The organism is Halomonas sp. AOP5-B2-8 (assembly GCF_052376475.1).
In the GTDB taxonomy this organism is placed as follows: Bacteria; Pseudomonadota; Gammaproteobacteria; order Pseudomonadales; family Halomonadaceae; genus Vreelandella; species Vreelandella casei.
Genome location: NZ_JBQSVS010000001.1, coordinates 637,246 through 656,015 on the forward strand (window position 1 = coordinate 637,246; position 18,770 = coordinate 656,015).

The 18,770-nt window shown below is 53.0% G+C and carries 14 protein-coding genes; 5 read left to right on the forward strand and 9 right to left on the reverse strand.

The features are described from left to right. Positions 1-287: 287 nt before the first annotated feature. From ACT3RP_RS02865 to ACT3RP_RS02875, 3 genes are all read right to left on the reverse strand, one after another. Positions 288-1,238, reverse strand: a complete 951-nt coding sequence (locus ACT3RP_RS02865) for a DUF808 domain-containing protein (protein ID WP_193063435.1) — start codon at positions 1,236-1,238, stop codon at positions 288-290. Between the two features lie 95 nt (positions 1,239-1,333). Then, positions 1,334-2,251, reverse strand: coding sequence for a nucleotidyl transferase AbiEii/AbiGii toxin family protein (locus ACT3RP_RS02870; protein ID WP_096281930.1), 918 nt, complete (start codon positions 2,249-2,251; stop codon positions 1,334-1,336). Next, on the reverse strand, positions 2,241-3,062 hold the full coding sequence (locus tag ACT3RP_RS02875; RefSeq protein ID WP_483393191.1) for a type IV toxin-antitoxin system AbiEi family antitoxin domain-containing protein: 822 nt from the start codon (positions 3,060-3,062) through the stop codon (positions 2,241-2,243). Before ACT3RP_RS02875 ends, ACT3RP_RS02870 begins: the two co-directional genes overlap by 11 nt. Before the next feature lie 306 nt (positions 3,063-3,368). Between ACT3RP_RS02875 and ACT3RP_RS02880 the strand changes: the two genes are divergently transcribed. After that, positions 3,369-3,629 carry a GFA family protein gene (locus ACT3RP_RS02880; RefSeq protein ID WP_483393192.1) on the forward strand — a complete coding sequence of 87 codons (261 nt, stop codon included), beginning with the start codon at positions 3,369-3,371 and terminating at the stop codon, positions 3,627-3,629. On the opposite strand, the gene ACT3RP_RS02885 is transcribed toward ACT3RP_RS02880, so the two are convergent. Further along, the gene (locus tag ACT3RP_RS02885) at positions 3,513-4,397 is read right to left on the reverse strand and encodes a LysR family transcriptional regulator (protein WP_483393193.1); all 885 of its coding nucleotides are present in this window, start codon (positions 4,395-4,397) and stop codon (positions 3,513-3,515) included. The genes ACT3RP_RS02880 and ACT3RP_RS02885 overlap by 117 nt on opposite strands. Before the next feature lie 108 nt (positions 4,398-4,505). On the opposite strand from ACT3RP_RS02885, the gene ACT3RP_RS02890 reads away from it, so the two are divergent. Further along, the gene (locus ACT3RP_RS02890; protein WP_483393194.1) at positions 4,506-5,345 is read left to right on the forward strand and encodes an SDR family oxidoreductase; all 840 of its coding nucleotides are present in this window, start codon (positions 4,506-4,508) and stop codon (positions 5,343-5,345) included. A gap of 144 nt (positions 5,346-5,489) precedes the next feature. Then, entirely contained in the window at positions 5,490-5,795 is a 306-nt protein-coding gene (locus ACT3RP_RS02895) for a hypothetical protein (protein ID WP_096281934.1), read from the forward strand. A gap of 318 nt (positions 5,796-6,113) precedes the next feature. Here the strand turns inward: ACT3RP_RS02895 and ACT3RP_RS02900 are convergent, their stop codons facing one another. Beyond that, positions 6,114-6,695, reverse strand: coding sequence for a DedA family protein (locus ACT3RP_RS02900; protein WP_483393195.1), 582 nt, complete (start codon positions 6,693-6,695; stop codon positions 6,114-6,116). Between the two features lie 308 nt (positions 6,696-7,003). Here ACT3RP_RS02900 and ACT3RP_RS02905 point away from each other — a divergent pair, with 308 nt between their 5' ends. Further along, a complete protein-coding gene (locus ACT3RP_RS02905; protein ID WP_483393196.1) occupies positions 7,004-7,237 on the forward strand; it encodes a hypothetical protein in 234 nt (77 codons plus the stop codon). 612 nt (positions 7,238-7,849) lie between these two features. Next, entirely contained in the window at positions 7,850-9,043 is a 1,194-nt protein-coding gene (gene cml / locus ACT3RP_RS02910) for a CmlA/FloR family chloramphenicol efflux MFS transporter (RefSeq protein ID WP_483393356.1), read from the forward strand. 51 nt (positions 9,044-9,094) lie between these two features. Here the strand turns inward: cml and ACT3RP_RS02915 are convergent, their stop codons facing one another. The 4 genes from ACT3RP_RS02915 to ACT3RP_RS02930 all read right to left on the reverse strand — a co-directional run bounded on the left by ACT3RP_RS02915 (position 9,095) and on the right by ACT3RP_RS02930 (position 18,686). After that, on the reverse strand, positions 9,095-10,228 hold the full coding sequence (locus ACT3RP_RS02915) for a Fic family protein (RefSeq protein WP_483393197.1): 1,134 nt from the start codon (positions 10,226-10,228) through the stop codon (positions 9,095-9,097). A gap of 496 nt (positions 10,229-10,724) precedes the next feature. Beyond that, entirely contained in the window at positions 10,725-12,428 is a 1,704-nt protein-coding gene (locus ACT3RP_RS02920; protein WP_483393198.1) for a hypothetical protein, read from the reverse strand. After that, positions 12,425-14,146, reverse strand: a complete 1,722-nt coding sequence (locus ACT3RP_RS02925) for a hypothetical protein (RefSeq protein ID WP_483393199.1) — start codon at positions 14,144-14,146, stop codon at positions 12,425-12,427. Before ACT3RP_RS02925 ends, ACT3RP_RS02920 begins: the two co-directional genes overlap by 4 nt. A gap of 232 nt (positions 14,147-14,378) precedes the next feature. Continuing rightward, entirely contained in the window at positions 14,379-18,686 is a 4,308-nt protein-coding gene (locus ACT3RP_RS02930; RefSeq protein WP_483393200.1) for an NACHT domain-containing antiphage protein HyoA, read from the reverse strand. Positions 18,687-18,770: the final 84 nt, after the last annotated feature.

Consider the following 18,770-nt stretch of genomic DNA (forward strand, 5'->3'; position numbering starts at 1 on the left):
AGAAATAAAGCGCGGCGACCCCGCGCGGCTTGCGACAGCACAGGCGCGGGTGGCTTGCGTAGCCTTACCAAAAGAATCCCCGGTAGGCGGGCCACTGGCATCACTTTGGGGAAAGGGCTCTTAGAGAGCCAAGCTCTGCCCACGGCCCATTCGGATCACATATTGAGCCGATTAGGCTTTGTATTCGGCTCAAGATCATTTTCTAGAGTGATATGAGTGAACCGATACGCGAGTGAGTACAATATGGCGGGCATTCAGATGCCTGATACACACGTCACGGCCCGCACCTATTCGGAATGCGCCTTCTTGGAAGGAATGAAGTGCAGAATACCCACAACAACCGAGCCCACCAAAAAGCCAATCACCGCAGAGCACAGCGTATTGAAGCTCCAGCCCAGTATGCCGCCCAACGCACCGGTTGCCTCGCTAATGCTATGCTCAATATGGTGTACCCAATCATAGGGTGCGTTAAACCAACCCGTTCCATCGGCGCCCAGGTTGGCCATCAGGATATGCCCGCCCACCCATAGCATGGCGACGGTGCCCACCACTGCGATAGTCGCCAGCACCTTGGGCATAGCAGTCACCAGACCACGGCCCAGCTTCTGCACGCCCGAGCTATCCCGCTTAGCGAGTTTCAGGCCGAAATCATCCATTCTGACCAACAGCGCCACCACGCCATACACCAGAATAGTGATAACAAACGCAACCACGATCAGGCTCACCATCTGTGACCAGAACCCTTGATGCGCAACAGAAGAAAGCGCGATCACCATAATTTCGGCGGATAGAATCAGGTCAGTCCGCACGGCACCACTCACGATCTTCTTCTCGGCTTCCGGCCCCTTTTCCACCGAAGGTTTTTCTTCATCATGGCCCCCGGAGAGCTTATGCCAGACCTTCTCCGCGCCTTCAAAGGCCAGGTAGGTGCCCCCCACCATCAGAATGATCGGCAATAGCACGGGCAAAAAGTGGTTCAGCAGTAGCGCCACTGGCAGGATGAAAACCAGCTTATTGCGGATCGACCCCAGCGCGATCTGCTTCACAATCGCCAGTTCACGCTCCGCTGCCACCCCCTGCAAATATTGCGGCGTCACGGCCGTATCATCGACCACCACCCCGGCCGCCTTCGCCGTCGCACGCCCAGCAGCGGCACTCACATCATCCAGTGATGCTGCGGACAACTTCGCCAATGCGGCAATGTCGTCCAGTAATCCTATCAAGCCGCCTATGGCCATGGACGCTTCCTCCGTGAATAACAGTTAAAGATAGTAAAGCACATAGCGGGTGGGGCAAGTTGCCTCGTTTGCTTCAAGATTCCGATCTGTTCACCTTACCCTAGCAGCCCTTCCAGCTCATGACGTTGCTGAGCATGCTTGTCGGCATTTTCGTTTTTCAGCTTTTCCAGGTTGATAAGTTTCCAGCGTACGGCAGGCAGATCCGCCGCTCGAGGGCGATCAATAGCATCAAAATCGGGCGTACCGTCATGCAGGCTCATTAGGAATCGCTTGGTGTTCTCATCGAAGCGGGATTGAATATCTGCAATCAATCGGTTACGGGTGTCCAAGAGCTCTTGGAGACTGACAGAAGCTCTGGTCATTCCCTCAAATTCTTGAGTATAAGGCTGATCAAGTTTGATGAGATTCGGATTCAGCAACTCATGCGCGGGGCGCGGCGAGCTCGCAATATAGATCAGAAAAGTGCGAAATAGATCATCCGTTAGGCCTTCGTTATCGTAAAGCAGCTTCACATCATAAAGGTCGCGCGGATGCTGACGGTCAACGGCTGCGTTCAACTTACCGCCGAACAAATCTTCGAAGGAGACAATCTGCATCTCTGCATAGCCGAACTCATCCTCAACAGCTTCAGAGACGGAAAGCGTTTCAGGATCATGAACGACGCCGCGTGTAACTGGAGAGGTTTCGATCTTGATCTCTACGCCACCCATGCGGGCAAGAAGACGAGTGGCGCCACCGCCGCCGCCCTTGATACGTTGTGTTTTGGCACCAACGATACCGCCTTCAATGGCACACGCAATGCGATCCATAGCGTCGTTGATTTCGGAAAGGCTGTCATTCCTATCTTTAACCGGAAGGTAGGTCAGGTCGATATCGACCGACAAACGCGGAAGATCACGATAGAACAGGTTGATCGCTGTGCCTCCCTTCAGCGCGAATACATCTTCCTTCGCCACATGCGGAAGAATGCGCACAAGGAGTGCGACCTGCGCTTCATAGGTTTCACGCGCCATCTTCTGCCTCCGCCTTTACAAACGCTTCAGGCACCATAATCCGATAAAGTGGATGTATCTTGCCCCCTTTTACCAGTGCACGGTCGCCACTCCCAAGATTGAATGCTGCTGGATCAAGGCGCTTGCGCCAGGGATGGTCGTGGCGATCGGCAAAGACAAAGAACAGCCGCTTTACCTTGATCTTCTTGCAACTGTGCAGCAACGCCGACAGTAGTTTCGGCCGCAGTGTCGTCAAGCTCTCGAACACCATATCAAGGTTATGAAAACTCTCTTGGTCGGGCAACTCGTCCATGGCTTCCATAATCGCCCGTTCAGGTGCCGACATATTAAGCGTCCAGTCCCATGGCAGCGTGTCTTCGTCGTTGATATTGTTTCTGGCAAGCCCAAGTGACGGATCGGCGAACAGTAAGGTGCTGCGGGTGACGATGGGTGCGTTTAGTGGCAGTTTGCTGAGCCAGTTGGGTGTGACGTTGCCATATACCCAGATAGGCGCACTGCTACCCAGCCGCAGATAGTGATCGAAGCCCTGTTGGGTAAGTGCCGTTGTGCCACCGACATAGATGTCATAGCGCATCATATGCTGCATGGAGAGCAGGCAGGTTTTCCAATCGATTGTGGCCGACGTTGTTGCATTCGGCGCGGGGCGTCGGAAGACGCCGCGGTTAACGCGCTCCAGCCAGCCGTTATCGACGTATTTACGAGCAAGGAAACGGCTTACACCGTGGCGTTCAAGCCATGCGGTGTCGACCATGAATCCTGAAGGTATGGCTTCAAGCATTTTCTTTAGCTTTTCTTCTTTAAGTGTACTCATGGTTCACAAATTAGCACTTAACTAAATAATCTGTCATTAGTATCTTTAATAAAATCAAATTTTGTGTACTTTTAGCTCACCAATTATCTATCTTTTAAAGAACCACAGGAAGGCGATTTACCAGCTTAAGGCCCGCGCCTGCTTGTAGTCGCGATACGACTGGATTCCAGGAGCGCAGAGAAAACCCGACTCATCCAACAGTTCAATTTACGTCAGTTTGCCGGCATCAAATACATACGATACGGCAGCAAGACAAAACCAAAAGTGCCACCTACTTTAAATGTATGAATCTTCTGGAGATTAACAATGGTTCAACTAACGGGTGGCTGTCTCTGCGGTAAGATCCGAATCGTGGCCAATGGCGAGCCGCTCCGGGTAGGTATTTGCCACTGTATGGATTGCCGCAAGCATCACGGGGCGCTTTTGTATGCGGCCACCGCTTGCAGTAGGTCACTCTCGCAACAGATCAATAAAGGCCCGCAAGCTGGGCGGTACATGGCGGTTATTGGGGTAGTAAAGATACAGGCCTGCTATGTAAGGGCACCAATTCTCAAGCACCGTTACTAACGTCTCATCGCGAAGCGCTACGTGTGCATAAGGTTCAGGCACATAAGCGATGCCCAACCCCGCCACGGCCGCCTCTACCATCAGTTGGCTGCTATCCAGCGTCATGGCTCCCGGCACATCAACCACCACCTCTTGGCCGTGCTGCTGGAATTCCCAGCGGTAACGTTTGCCACTGGGCAGCCTCTGCCTGATGCACTGGTGCAGGGCGAGCTGATCGGGCGTTTCAGGCATCGGTTTGCCCTGTAAATAACCAGGCGAGGCAACGGCAAGAAACCGCAGCTCTCCGCCGACAGGAACGGCGATCATATCCTTGGGAACAGCTTCCCTTAGCCTTATCCCAGCATCGAATCCCTCCTCGACAATATCGACCAGCCGCCCCTCTGCCACCAGGTCAAGCTCGACATCCTCGTACAGCGTTAGGAAGCGGGGTACGACACGCTCAAGCAACAGGCGAATCGCCGCTTCGCTTGCGTTAATGCGTAATCTACCCGTGATCTTACCTTCAAGGCTTGAGGCTTCTTCCAGCAGGGTGTCCAGCTCGCCCAAGAGCGGGCCCAAACGCAAGAGTAAACGCTCACCACTCTCGGTCAACGAGACACTCCGCGTAGTTCGATGTAGTAGCCGCGTACCCAATCTGCGCTCAAGGGTTCGCAGGGTATGGCTTAGCGACGACCGACTAACGCCCATTAGATCAGCCGCACGGCGAAAGCTCTGGTGTTCAGCCACCGCTTTAAACGCCTTAAGGTCAGCTAACGTCGGCTTGCTCATTGGTGAATATTCCTCACTAACTTGTCTCAATTGTTGAGTATTCTATTAACAGTATTACTGACCTATCTTATCTCTCGCAATGCTCAATCACTTCACGGGAGATAATAAATGGCTAAAACCTGGCTGATTACAGGCACCTCGACCGGCCTTGGCCGCCTGCTTACCGAACGCCTGCTCGAACGCGGCGACCGCGTGGTGGCCACGCTACGCCGACACGGTGCGCTGGACGACCTACTGGCCAAGCATGGGGAGCGCCTTTACGTGGTGAACTTCGACGTGACCGATACGCAGGCAATGAGAAAGGGCGTAGCGCAAGCCTTTGCTGCCTTCGGTCGAATCGATGTGGTGGTCAGCAACGCGGGCTATGGCGTGTTTGGCGCCGCCGAAGAAGCCACGGACGAGCAGATTGAGCGGCAGATAGCGACCAACCTTACCGGCTCAATTCAATTGATTCGGGCGGTGCTACCCCACCTGCGCGAGCAAGGAGGTGGGCGTATTGTGCAGGTATCGTCGGAAGGCGGCCAAATCGCCTACCCGTGTTTCAGCCTTTACCACGCCAGCAAATGGGGCATCGAAGGGTTTGTCGAGTCAGTCGCGCAAGAAGTCGCACCTTTTGGGATCGACTTCATCCTTGCCGAACCCGGCCCCACCGCCACCCAATTCGGCGAGGCGCTGGACCGCACGCACCCCATGCCCGTATATGAAGAAACACCCGCGGGCGAAACGCGCCGTGCGTTGGCGTCGGGGGCTTTCGCCATTAAAGGCGATGCGATTAAAACCGTGAACCGCCTCATCGATACCGCCGACCTACCCTCTGCCCCGTTTAGGCTGGCATTGGGCAGCACGGCCTATCACTCCATTAGCCAAGCGCTGGCGCAAAGGATGAATGAACTGGAGGCAAACAAACCGCTAACGCTGGCGGTCGATAAAGATGCGTTCATCGAATAGAGCGTGCCCTACACAGAGGAGGAAATGAGCCGATTAAGGTTGATAGTCAGCTCATGGACGATGGTATGGGCAAAAAGTTATTATCCAGCTAAATACTTTTCTTGCCGACTTCATGCACTTTCATCTTCTCTGACTGGACACGCTATGCATAATCTATGGATTCCCGTCGTTGCCATTTTAGCCGTTGCGGGCCTGATATTCGGCAGCCAGGCCTACTCCGAGGCCCAGCGTGATGCCCACATCGCCGCGATCATATCGGAACGCCTCGACAGCCAGGCACCGACCGAGATTTCCCACTTGGCGCGAGTCAACAAGGGCTATGGGGTATGCGGTGACTACGAGCTCTCAGGCGCCGAGTCCGGCCACTTCTACTACAACAGCGCCACCAAGCGCCTGGCATTAGGCACCGATGCCCCGCTGTATCAAGACAACTGCGGGGGGCGTCTCTGAGGGTCTCTTAGAACCTTTTCACGATCTTTTGAGCGGTAAACGTCGCGCCATAATGGCCGCGCTTAGGGAATAGAACCGCACTGATTGCCGCTCTGACTGAGCCAGCGCGAATCAGCCCATCCAGTCTCTGTGGTGGTTGGTTAAACCACGCAGTTCAGCTTCCAACTGTTCACGGGGCGGCGCTTCAAAATGAACAGTAGGCCGACCAAGCCGCCCCGACACCACTTGCAGCGAGTGAACGCCTCGCAGCTCACCTGCCTATCTCGTGCTGAGGCGCAAACGATAGAGTAATGTCGCGCTCTTGTGGATGCAGCGAGCTCAATCGCGCGTCGTCAAGCGTTGAGCTCGTCTCCGCCGGAAAGCCACCACGGCCACTAACGCGACGCAAAGGATGGCGGCAACACCCGCCAGCACAAAATGGGAAAGGCCGCTCAGACGCTCAAAAAGTGGCGCGACTGCCTGACCACACACATAACCGAGCGTGACCCAGGCCGTTGACCAGATCAATGCCGAAATAGCATTGAGCAGGATAAATCGTGGCCAAGGAAAGTTGGTCGTGCCGATGGTCACCGCACCGGCCATGCGTAGTCCGTAAAGGAATCGCAAGGAGAACGCGAAAACGTTCGGGTGGGCGTTGAACGTCGTCAGTACACGCCCACCTGCTGCGCTACCCTGAACCGAACGAACGATAGCGCTATTGCGCCACCCATGTCCCAGCAGGAAGAATAGTTGATCCGCAAGGAAAGAGCCCAACGCAAGGGAGATGATAGCGGGCCAAAATCCGATCAGGTGCTGATGAGACATGATACCGCCAAGCATCGCGACGCCTTCGCCCTCCAAGCTCGCCCCCACGAACAGGCCGAAGCTGCCATAATCGGCCACAAAATGGTCAAGCGTCATTTGCATTCATCCATAAAGTTACCCCGGAACCGTGGGCGCCATATAAACGCCATCTCTAGCGCGATTCGGGATGATGCGGAGGTTAAATAAGGCTTTTGGGCGGTAGGCAGCTTATTTAATCTGCGAGTCGCGTTCACCAGCAACTCAGCCCACAACAACCAGTAAAGCTGAACCAGCAACCCGTGATTATCCTGCTAAATACTTTTCCTATCGGCATCATACACAACCACACCGACTCACTGGACACGCCATGCATAACCCATGGATACCCGTCGTCGCCATTTTCATCGTTGCGGGCCTGATATTCGGTGGCCCAGCGTGATGCCCATATCGCCGCGACTATATCGGAACGCCTCGACAGCCAGACACCCGCTGAGATTTCCAACTTGAAGCGAGTCAACAAGGGCTATGGAGTATGCGGCGACTATGCGCTTTCACAAGCCGAGTCCGGTCACTTCTACTACAACAGCGCCACCAAGCACCTTGCGCTTGGCAACGATGCCCCGCTGTATCACGACAACTGCGAGGGCGTCGCTGAGTGATCTCTTAGAACCTGTTCACTATCATTTAAGCAGTAAAGTGGCTGCGACCATACCCCATGGCCCTCCATTAGGCTCTGTCTGAAAAGTCATAAATGTTACGCCATCACTGTTCATTCGACGCGCCCTCTAATTGAGTAGCTCTACACTTTAGGGTCTGATCCGATGACCATGGGCGCTTCCGCCGTGAATAACAATTAAAGATAGTTAAGCATATAGCGGCCTGATCGAGTCCCCTCTTTTACCTCAAGGGCAACTCTAACAATGCCTCGCCAGTGTTTTGTATCGCCAAAGCATGGGAGTCATTGCACTAGCCAGTATCAGCAGAAGGTTTAATTTACTCTCATATTGCTCACTCGTAGTGACTAAAATATATTTTTTATAAACCTCCGCCGCCCATAAAATGCGCCCGAATGGCCTTATGCTCCTTCTGTCTGATACGCTACTAGAGCCAAAGGCACATTTCTGAAGAGCAAACGTATGGGTTCAAAAAAGTCAGACCACTAAGCCGCAGCAACTTAGCTTTCTCGTTGTTGCGGCCGCCTGCTTAAAAAACTTTCTTACATGTAGGCCGCCGCCAAATAATCTTATTTGTGCGGAGATTCTATCGTGCCTATTAAAAATCCTCGGCTGTGGACTTACAGCCTGCCGATAGCGCTGATGCTACTGGCTCCCTTCAATATTCTAGCGTCGCTCGGCATGGATATTTACTTGCCGATTGTGCCCACGATGCCGGTAATTCTCGCAACAACGCCCGAGATAGTGCAGCTCACGCTTACCCTCTACATGATTATGCTTGGCGTAGGTCAGATTATTTTCGGGCCGCTTTCAGACCGTTTTGGCCGGCGCCCGATACTGCTTGTCGGGGCACTAGTATTCGCTGCAACGTCATTGGTACTCGCGATGACCACTTCAGCTGGGCTTTTCGTTTTACTACGACTAGTGCAAGCTGCCGGGGCAGCTGCGATGCTGGTGGCCGTTTTCGCGACGGTACGCGACGTTTATGCGGATACTCCCGAAAGCGCGCTAATCTACAGCCTAATGAACGCGATGTTGGCTTTTGTTCCAGCCGTGGGGCCTATAGTCGGAGCCTTAATTGCGCGTTATTTCGGTTGGGGGGCCATATTTCTTGCCCTATGTATCTCAGCACTCATAGCACTACCCTTCGTATTACCGAAATGGCATGAGACACGACAAGTTAGAAAACACTCAGCTAGCGCCGACTTTAGTTTAGTGCTTAAGAGCCCTTACTTCTGGACCTACACACAGGCTTTTGGCACCGCAATGGGCTCGTTCTTTGTGTTCTTTTCTACCGCCCCGCGTGTACTCATCGAAGGAGCTGGCTTTTCTGAACTGGGTTTTAGCGTTGCCTTTGCGACTGTAGCACTCGCAATGATCGGCACCACACGCTTCGCCAAGCGCTTCGTGGATCGCTGGGGAACCACCGGCTGCGTGGCTCGTGGCATGCTACTACTACTTTTAAGTGCGGGCTTACTTGGGTTAGGTGAAATATTCCTGACTCCCAGCTTCTTGTCTTTCATCCTACCGATGTGGCTAGTTGCGGTCAGTATCGTGTTCACGACCTCGGTTACAGCCAATGGTGCGCTTCATGAATTCAGCGAGATGGCAGGCACTGCCGTTGCCCTACACTTCTGCGTTCAGAGTCTTATTGTCGGTATAATAGGCACAAGTGTCATTATAGGATTCGATGGCGGCACTGCTTGGCCCCTCATCGCTTATACAGGCGGCATGGCGGCGATTACGCTGGCTGCGCTTATAGGCTTAAGGCGGTATAAACAGCGTAGGTAGGTAGTCGCTTTTATTCAGTGGCGATCAAGCCTTAAATGACAAAGATCGCCACTACAAGGTGTCATCCACTGTGCGCCCAAGTAACATCATATAGCGCGTGCTGCGCCCACCGCTGGGTAGCTTAGAAAGGCAGCCTTTTTCCAGCAGCTCGGCTAAATCTCGCGTGGCGGTGGCTTTACTCACTTTGGCCAACGATTGGTACTTACGAGCGTTGATGCCCTGCTCAAACTCCTCCCCTGCCGTATCCAACAAACGATTCAGCACCTTGATTTGCCGTTCATTCATCACGGTGGTGGCATGTCGCTGCCAAAAGGTGGTTTTCACCAGTACACGGTCGATTCTTAACAGCGCTTGCTCAAGCGCCTTTTTCAGTGTGTCCAGAAACCACAACAGCCACGGCGTAATATCGAGGCTGCCTTTCTGAGCGCTTTCAAGGTGATCGTAGTATGCGTGGCGGCGCGCCATAATGGCCGCGCTCAAGGAATAGAACCGCACGGATTGCTGCTCTGCTTGTGCAAGCGCGCGATCTGTCACCGCGCGAGTAACGCGCCCATTACCATCATCAAAGGGGTGCAAGGTAATCAACCATAGATGGGTAATGCCAGCACGAACCAGCCCATCAAGCCCCTGAGGCGGCTGGTTGAACCAAGTAATAAAGGCATCCAGCTCAGCCTCCAACTGCCCACGGGGCGGCGCTTCAAAATGCACATTGGGCTGGTCAAGCCGCCCCGACACCACTTGCATGGGGTGATCGCCACGCAGCTCGCCTACACGTACATTGCCAAGCACGCCGGGGCCTTGCACAAATAGCATGGATTGCCAGAGGCACAACTGTTCGCGGGAAAGCGGCTCATCCAATTGATGCGTGGATTGCAGCAATAGCTCGACCAGCGCCTCGGATTCGGGTGTTGTCCTGGCGGATACACCGGCCTGTTCCAATCCCAACTGGCGAGCAACGGAAGACCTCACAGAGCCAACGTCCAGGCGTTCACCTTCGATTTCACTGGTACGAATAGCATTCTGGATTAGCGCATCCATCTCCACGTCCAGATCGGCCTGACCATGGGCAGCCTCAGTTTTCCCCAACACCCTGCCCTGTAATAGCCGCACGGCATCCAGCGTAGGCCGAAGAGCGGATTCGTCCCAATCAAAACGCGGCCAATTGCGCTGTTCCCAGATATACATGAGCCGATTAACCATCCTATTCAGATCATATTATGAGCCGATTATGGTTTATATTCGGCTCATAGGCTAGTCAGGGAAGGAACTAGCGCCTTATATGGCATTGCCGTGCGCTGGCTGGCTAGGACCACCCTCTTGCTACCATTTCTACCAGTGCTATTGCTCAGCGGGTATGAGATATCTACACTTCGCCACCGCAGCGGGCGGCATTAGCGTACTTAGACTCGCGCTGTATGCGCTATCGAGAGAAGGGCAATTGGCCATTATTAGTATCGTGCTGGTGTCGCAGTACCCTCTCATTCCCGTGGTATTGGGTTCGACGGCGCAAGGAGCCTATCAGTGGCTACGCCTTGCTGGGTATAGCGCTAACCATCTAGGCAATGGGGCTGATTACGGTGAGCACTTAATAAACTTTCGCCAAGCGCCCAGCTTGCAAGGCTTTCATAACCGCTCCATCGTGAAGTGTTCTTCTGCTTGCGCAGTTCTGCAAGAGTTCAATTCAGGAGGCAGTGCTGTCCGGCGCGGCACGATCATGACCACGCCAAACATGCGGTGGCACAGGCATACGATAATGGCGGCAGGCCGTGAGAAGGATAGGGGTCAGACCTATTCTCACAGCACTTACTAGTTCATGCAGCGGATGCTCCTTCATTACGCGATTAATGAGATCCAGGATTGCTTCGAGCGACTCGTTGAGCGGAAGGCCTGGTACCGACAGACCATGTTCTCGGTCACCATCCCAGAAGACCTCATCCGTTTGACCGTCAGGAATCCAGATTTGGTGTGTCATGTGCGGAGCGTGCTCAAGCAAGGTGCTACGCAAGCGCTCTGCGCGCTCATGATCTCCAATCATCGCAAGCCAAGCGAGTACGAAGGTGTAAAGAATCCCCGCGCGCGTATGCTCTTCGAAGTATGCATCGCTGCGTTCTCTGGGATGGGCGAGGACGTATCGATAATCTGTCATCGCCGTAGGATAGTGCTGCCGAGCTCTCAGACCGTTGCACAAGTGATCGGACATATCACGGATGTACTCGGCGACATTAGAAAGACGGCCGCGAACGTCTGCAAGACGCATGAAAATAGCCAGTTCAATCGTGAAATCGTCGCGAACGGGGGCGGCAAGCGCCGGATTCGCATTCAGCATCCCGATCGCTATATTAAGCACCTTATCCGCCCCTTCACTCATTGCCTGTGCAAACGCCTCGTCCTGCGATGTGCTAATGGCATCCAACCATAGTCCGTGGAGAGACAGCCTCCCCAGCATCTCGAACAGCGAGATGTTGATATCAACCGCGTTGCGCGAGTTTACGGCCATTGAAAGCGCGTAGCGCTTTTCAGCGAACGGCCCAATCTTCTCGACGAGAAGAAGGTTGGCGATGATGATATGAAGTTTCAAGACCTGATCGAAATGGGCCAGCCGATCCTGTTGCGTAGGCCCTTTACGTAGACGGGTAATATCGCAATGTGGCCAACTACGTAATAGTACTAGCTCAGATACTCGGTACGCCACGTCAAGGTTGCCCGCATCACGAGCCCATACAAAAAGAATCCAGAGGCAAAGATAGGCCTTACGTAGCTGACGTGTACGCTCTGCCTGGTTCTTAGGCTTGGAGAAGATGACATTCAGCAAGCTGCTGAAATGCCGATATGCGACGTCTGGATGGTCGATCATCGCTAGCGCCTTCTGGAACATCCCCCGGCCCTCACCCTCAATTAACTCTGCACGCAGAACGCCGCTAAGGATAAAATCCGCGAGACGATCTCCATTCCACTCGGCGAAGTGCACCGTAGCCTTCTCATTCATACGGCAGAAGCCACTCCACTGGGCTCGAACATTCTCACGCATCTCGCCACCCATGCAGACACAAACGACGATGGGCAGATCCGATAGGTGGGGCGGGATGCGGTTCGGGATATAGTCATCCAGAACCTCGTTAAGTGACGGCCGCACGGCCTGCTGACCGGTATCCCAATGCTCTCGCGTCAAATCACCGGACTTGATTGTAAATAGGAACAAACTTCGAACGTTATCGCGATCAGGATTGGGTCCGACTGCAGCGACGTCGACACCGGCTTGCCCCGTGCCACGGCGTGGACGTGTTAGAACTTCGAACCCACTCTCAGCCAAAAGATCGGGCAAAATAGCGTCGAGTTCGTCGCGTTCGCGCAACGAGCGCAGATAGTGCGTCAAGACAAGTTTCATCGCTGTTCTCGCGGCTCAAGCTTGAGGTGAACAAGTAAGTGGTCGAGACCGATCGGGTCAACAATATTGAGGAAAGGTAACTCGGACGATATAGAGAACGATTTCATCTCGTTCTGGGTGAGATGCGTGGCGCCCTCACCGGTATGAATCGGTGTCAGCGATGAGCGACCATACAGGATGTATTGTTTGGTGAAGAGATTCCCAAATATAGATTCCCGCTCCCCCTGTTCCATGCCCCTCTCCATCTGCTCGTTCCACTGAACACGCTCTGTCTCGCGCTGCATTTCACTAGGGTGCAGTTCGACCAAATATTCAATGCCTTCCATTGCGTCATTTAATGCAGACTTTCGTGCAAGCAGTTCCGTAATACCAGAGCCGTTCGCTTCGCCGTCTTCAACGTAGCGTTCAAGGTAATCCTTCAACTTGCCACCATAGCTCAGGAGCAGGGGCTCGTAGATCAGATTGAGGACGTCATTGACGATATCCGGGCATCCATCGCGAAGTACCGATAATGGTATGGCAACCGCTGCCAGCGGATCGATAAAGAACCATCCGACAGCCTTTCGGCAAAGGAACAGCTGGTCTGATGAGTCCGTTGGAAGAGAGGACTTGGAGATTGAGAAAGGTGGGCCATCGTTCCCAACGCTGCACACTTCATTCGCCACGCATTTACGAGTGTATACCCCCCCATTGAGCAGCCAGTACACAACTGCTCTACCAAGCACGTCAGAGCCTGCATGGGTCAACGCATGGTACGTACTTTGGAACTCGTCCAGCGTAATGCGCCCCTTTGAACGATCAATCAACTCACCAAGTAGGCGGATCACTTGATCAACACGCCCATCCTTCACAAGTTGGTATGAGGCATGATCGATGTGCGAGATGGTTCCAGTATTGTCTGGATCAACATCTGCAACGGTATAGAGACACAGATCTATAGCGTTCTCTGTGAGGCCTTCTCGATAACGCCACAGGAGATCTGCCGCCAAATGAATCGCGTCTGGGCTGAGCGTCCGAAGGACGCGTTCGAGGTGTTCGTCGAAACTGCCTGGTGCATAGACTTTTCGCTTTGCAGCAGCTCGGTAGGCCGCTTCAAGGGATCTAAGAGCAATGCCATCATCGTCGCTAGACGCTCCTTGGAGAAGTGTGTCGAGTACCTCACGGTAGCGTTCACCCACCTCCATGGCACCCAGAGCCGAGATAGCTGCAAGCTTCGCCTCCTGATGATGTGCTTCCGCGAAAATGAGGCCTTCATCAACATCACCGCTCATTTGGAGCACCGTGAATAGTTGACGCAGAGCGAGATGATCGCCGGTTCGCGCTGCTTCGTAGACTTTGGAAGATCTGGCTGCGTCCTTCTTCGCCCATTCCCCGAAAGCGATACTCGGTGACAGATCGTTGCCACCAGCATCGAGCAGGCGAGTGATGAAGGCAAGAAGGACATCATGATCTACGTTAAGAAGAGGTATCAGATCGCATAGAAAATGCTGGACGGAAAAGAAGCGCAGCCCCTCCAGCTCTGCCAGCGATTCTTCGATATGGAGGTCAATCGATGGCGCATCGGTAGCATTCAATATGGTTGCGAGAGTCTCGAGCAACATAGAACGGTTATCGTCTAGATGCCGCCTCACCCGATCCGCAATAGTACGGATCAAACCGCGTGTACGAAGCTGAGTAGCCAATTCCCTCTCGTCTACCAGTGTTCCCTCAATTGTCATTGGTCTACCTATTTGATCCTTCGTTCTCAAAAGAGCTTACAAGGTTCTCAGAGTCGATGAAATTTCCCAGCCTATTTCGCGCTTATGGTGCTAAATATGTTTCTCTCACTAATTATAAAAATATTATAATTATCTTTACTTCTTGAAAACTAAAAAAATTAAACACATGGTAAAAAATATAACTAAAAACAACAATCTATTAACAGGCACTTTACTCAGAGCAAGATTATTTTTAGGACTTAGTTTGGGACTCAATAGGCAATCTAGGACGTAAATCAAGAAGATGTACACATATATAAGTACCTCCTCCCAAGGCATTCTGGACTCTATCGGCTTCTGCAACCAGCAACGACAACAACTCCTCCGCTTTAATCATGCGTTTCTCAACTGGATGTTGCCATTGCCGGTCTTTCGTAAGAGTAACCAGCAAAGCTCCAGCCTTACTGTGTTCCGCCGCCATATATTTTCTGAGCAATTGCCCTTCAATTGTATTTAGCAGCTCTTTCGCCGAGCGCTGTGCGTTACCCAGTTTGAGTTCAATCACAGCTTCATGCTTTGAAAGAACAGAGCGCAGACGTATATCAGTTTCCTTTTCGTCCGCTGTTACCGCCTCTTGATCAACGGTGTACAGTGAATTGGCAGCACGCCTAAGTTCTCGCGCAATTACTCGACGCATTATCTTCTCATCTGATATCAGCGCCCAGGCTTCTCTTGGTGAATCGTCGTGCAGTAAAAGGTCATCAAGATCAGATAACCGATCCTGCAATAAAGCAAACATGGCTTCATTCGTTGAGGCAGGCGCTTCCCCGCTACGATCAAGCGCTACCATTTGAACCTCATCAAATGCGTCAGCATCAATCTCTTGCGCCCAATTCTCTTCTGCCACAGCCAAAATGCGATCCTTGAAATGAGCGCACAAAGGATCTGCAGCCATCTCGAGTTTAGCAGCCAAGCCCTCCTCGCCTTTCGCGGTGAACAATGCTGTTACAATGTTATTGCGTGCCCGTTCCGCGTCGTCTCGAGTGTCCGGTGAATAGGTTTCCTCGTGGTACGCATCATCTTGTATCCGAACGTGGCGATAGGCAAGACGAAGCAGCCGCAGCAGCAACTGCGGCGTGAAACGTTCGTCACGCAAACCAGTTGCGTCTTGTCGATCTCCAAAGAGATTGGCCAGCCATGTCACAGCCTCTGATCGCTCAGATGGCTCAACTATTTCGATCTGATCTGCCAACTTTTCGACACCCACCTGCGGATCAATCCGCATTAAGGTCGACAGCCAAACAAGACGCAGCGCAAATGGCAATTGTTGCTCCAGTCTCTGGAGCGCCCGTTCTCGAAGTCTGCCAAATTCCGCGACGTCGCCGTGCTTCAAGATAACCCGCGTGACTCGCCGAACCCTTTGGGTCATTCCGGTCGTATTGTCGGCGCCATTAACCCAGTCCCCAGCGGCATCCAGCCAGGATTCTAGTCGTGGTAAAAATAGCCTCGCAACTCCCTCAGACGCATAATCAATTCCTTGAAGTAGGCTCGAATGTTCATGCTCACCTGGCGGCCGGTTCAGCTCCCACAACAATTCATTTCCAAGCGTCCGGTCCACAGCGTTTGAATGCATGCCTCCGAGCCCCTCAACCCATTGAGGTAGGCCGTTCAGTTCAATCGGAGCGTACCGCGCGGCTAATTGAGCTTCAGCATCGCTAAGTTTAGTTGCCCAGCAGGGGGCCTCTGCTTCAGCGTAGATGGCGGCCAGACCAAGTTGCCAACGTACAAGAAATGTATTGCGCTCACCTTCGGACCTTTCGCTGGGAAAGGTTGGGTGATCAGCGCGCCAGATATTCATCAGCACACGGCGAAGCCTGTCGGCTGTTTCTTGATTGAACTGCTCTTCAATGAAGCGCCGGTTCCAACCTGATGATCGACTGTCATCACCATCGTGATTCATAGCGCGCCACAGGTTCCACGCCGTGCTCCAGCTTTGCTCCGTCGAAAATGCGTTTTCAGGCTGGTTGGCAACTTCTCGCCAGAACTGAATCCAGCTAGCGCGGTTCTTGGCTTTTCGCCGCTCTTTTTGCTTCTTTCGTTCAGCCTGCTCCTTTTCCCAACGACGATGTTCTTTCTCGTGCTTCGATAGCTTCAGCCAATCGTCAAGTCTTTGCACTAATGAAGGTTCATCCACTATGAGAGGCCTTAGTCCTCTAACGTGCTCTTTCCATGTATCACGATCCGGCGACAGACGGATGGCTGCTTCTAAGAGCATTGCGCGCTCACCCGCATCCCGGATCGTGTCACCAAGCGCGTCGCTCACCCAAGGCAGATCCCGGTCCGGTCTTAGCTGGACGGGACCATCGTGAATTGTGATCTTTGCAAGCCGTCTCCAAGGGTCTTTAATTTCATAGAGTGACTGAATCAAAGCGTCCTCAACCCAGAAGAGACGCGCATTATCCTCTGCATTCAGATTGCTCAACCGTTCACGAAGGGACTTGATCGGCTCATCGTCGCCATAATCCCGATGGTGTAATCGCAATGCGATTACACCATCATGCAGCCAATGATCGTCTTGGCTTATATCTAAGCCGAGTTCACATGTTGCTGCGAGTGCTCCGCTAAGATATGGCCGATCGCTCGTAATGTGTGGCCACTCTTTTCGCCATTTAATCCCCTCTGATACTAACGAGAGGAGGCCGTCACGAAGCTCCTTAAGGGTAGGAAGATCAAGGGCCGATGCTTCTATCAGGTTTGGAAGTTGCCAGCTAAGATCGCCTGTACTTCGCTTCTGTCGCTTTATCCATCGAAGGGTTCGACAAAGCTGATCAATCGACATGTACTTTGGGAAAAGGCGTAGTACGGCACCGCGCGAAACTCTGTCAGACCAGAGGTCATCAGCATCAGCTATGCTGGCAGCAATTCTCTTCAACCTCTCATCAGCAAGGGCTACTAACGCGTCAATGGATGTTATGCGCTCGACTGCGGGTGCTGCAATGTCCTGAGCGATACCGAATACGATGTCGGAACAAGCTTCTATCCGTCCCGCCTCGATAAGACTGATGAGGACGTCTCGAACATCCGGACTCTCTACGCCGCCACGCCAAATCCTGTCAATTTCATCTGCCAACTCTTTCGATGCAAAACGATGAACCTGAATGTGCGGCACTTGAAGGCCTCTCCAGCCACCTTGGCCATAACGGTTAGCGTAGGCGCGAAGAGCTTGATTTCTCTGTGTTTGCATTAGCGATTCTGGGTCGCCTTCGTCCAGAAGCACTGCAGGCTCATTGTCCCGCAAGAGTTCAAATATCCCGTCTTCTTGCAAGGCTAGCCAACCCACCACTGGCCGCTTGGACGGGCGCACTATTGTCTTACCTTGGGTCTCCGCGAAGAGAAGGCGTGTAAGGGCTCGAAACGGCATGCCTTTTCTTCGAAAAGCTATCAGCCGCTCCGCAGCAAGATACTCGGCAACAGAGCGGTGATGGAAGCGCACCCGGCCATAAGAAGCGAAGCCAAATAGCGGACGCTCCAGCAGTGCTTTTCGTTCGTTCGGTTGCCAATCGGATAAGATGATCGCGGGATCTAGAGCGGCCTCCTCATCAAGAGCGTCAGACGCTGCACTATGACGAATTGTTAGACGACGTGTCATCTGAACGGCAAGCGCGAGTCGGCTAGCTCCCTCAATTGCCTTGTCGACAGACAGTTCCGCCGGTTCAGGTCTGTCGTCGCGAGGAAGCAACTTCACGCGAACATTCGTGGCAACCTGGTCGCGATGTGTTCGAATGCGCTTGTGCTCACGCCAGTCTGCGCACAGCTCAATGAGGTCCTGAGGCCTGCGTGCAAACTCTAGAGCATTGCGACGTTGTAAATCTTCAAAAAGAAGATCGGGATCGCTCACTCCCTGGTGTCGACAAAAATCGACGATCTGTTCGTCCGACAGCGGCATTAAGGCTACAGACCGCCAATCGGGCGATTGATTCTTGCTTCTGTTGTCGTGTTGCTCCTGATGCTCACGCATTGCAATCTTCGCAAATGCCTCTTCATCTGAGTTTGAAGACGGCGCCAGAGGAACAGGTAATACATTTCGGACCAGCTGTTCGTCGAAGGGTATTGGCCGTGTAGTGATGACGACCCGCGCCCGGTGAAGCTGATTTCCGATGCATTTCTTCAGTCGTTTGAGCGCACGTTCAAACGAACCCAACGTCAATTTTAGCTCGTCAATCGAGTCCAGAAAAAATGTCGCCATCTCGGACTGTGAGGCAAGCCAAGCGTCCAGCCGGGCTTCTTCATCCGCATCTACCAGGCTGCGAAATTCTTCAGTCGCTAACGCGGCCAATTCAACGAAGAATGCAGTCTCTCCCGCAGCCCAAAGACGCTCCGACTGTTTACGGCATTCGTAAGTTTTTCCTGCACCCGCCTCGGAAATTATCAGTACACGTTTTGAATGCAGCAAATCATCCCATGTAACGCCTCGGGCCCAGCCCAAGCCAACCAAGAATGACTGCTGGTCAGCCTCAGTAATTTTCCCATCAGGAATGTCTTTAAAGGTTCTTTTTATCATTATTGCTAATGCCACCTCTGAACTGTGAACTGATCACTCTCGTATCTAATGTCCTCTGTTACAGCCTCGGCCTCTTTAAAACCC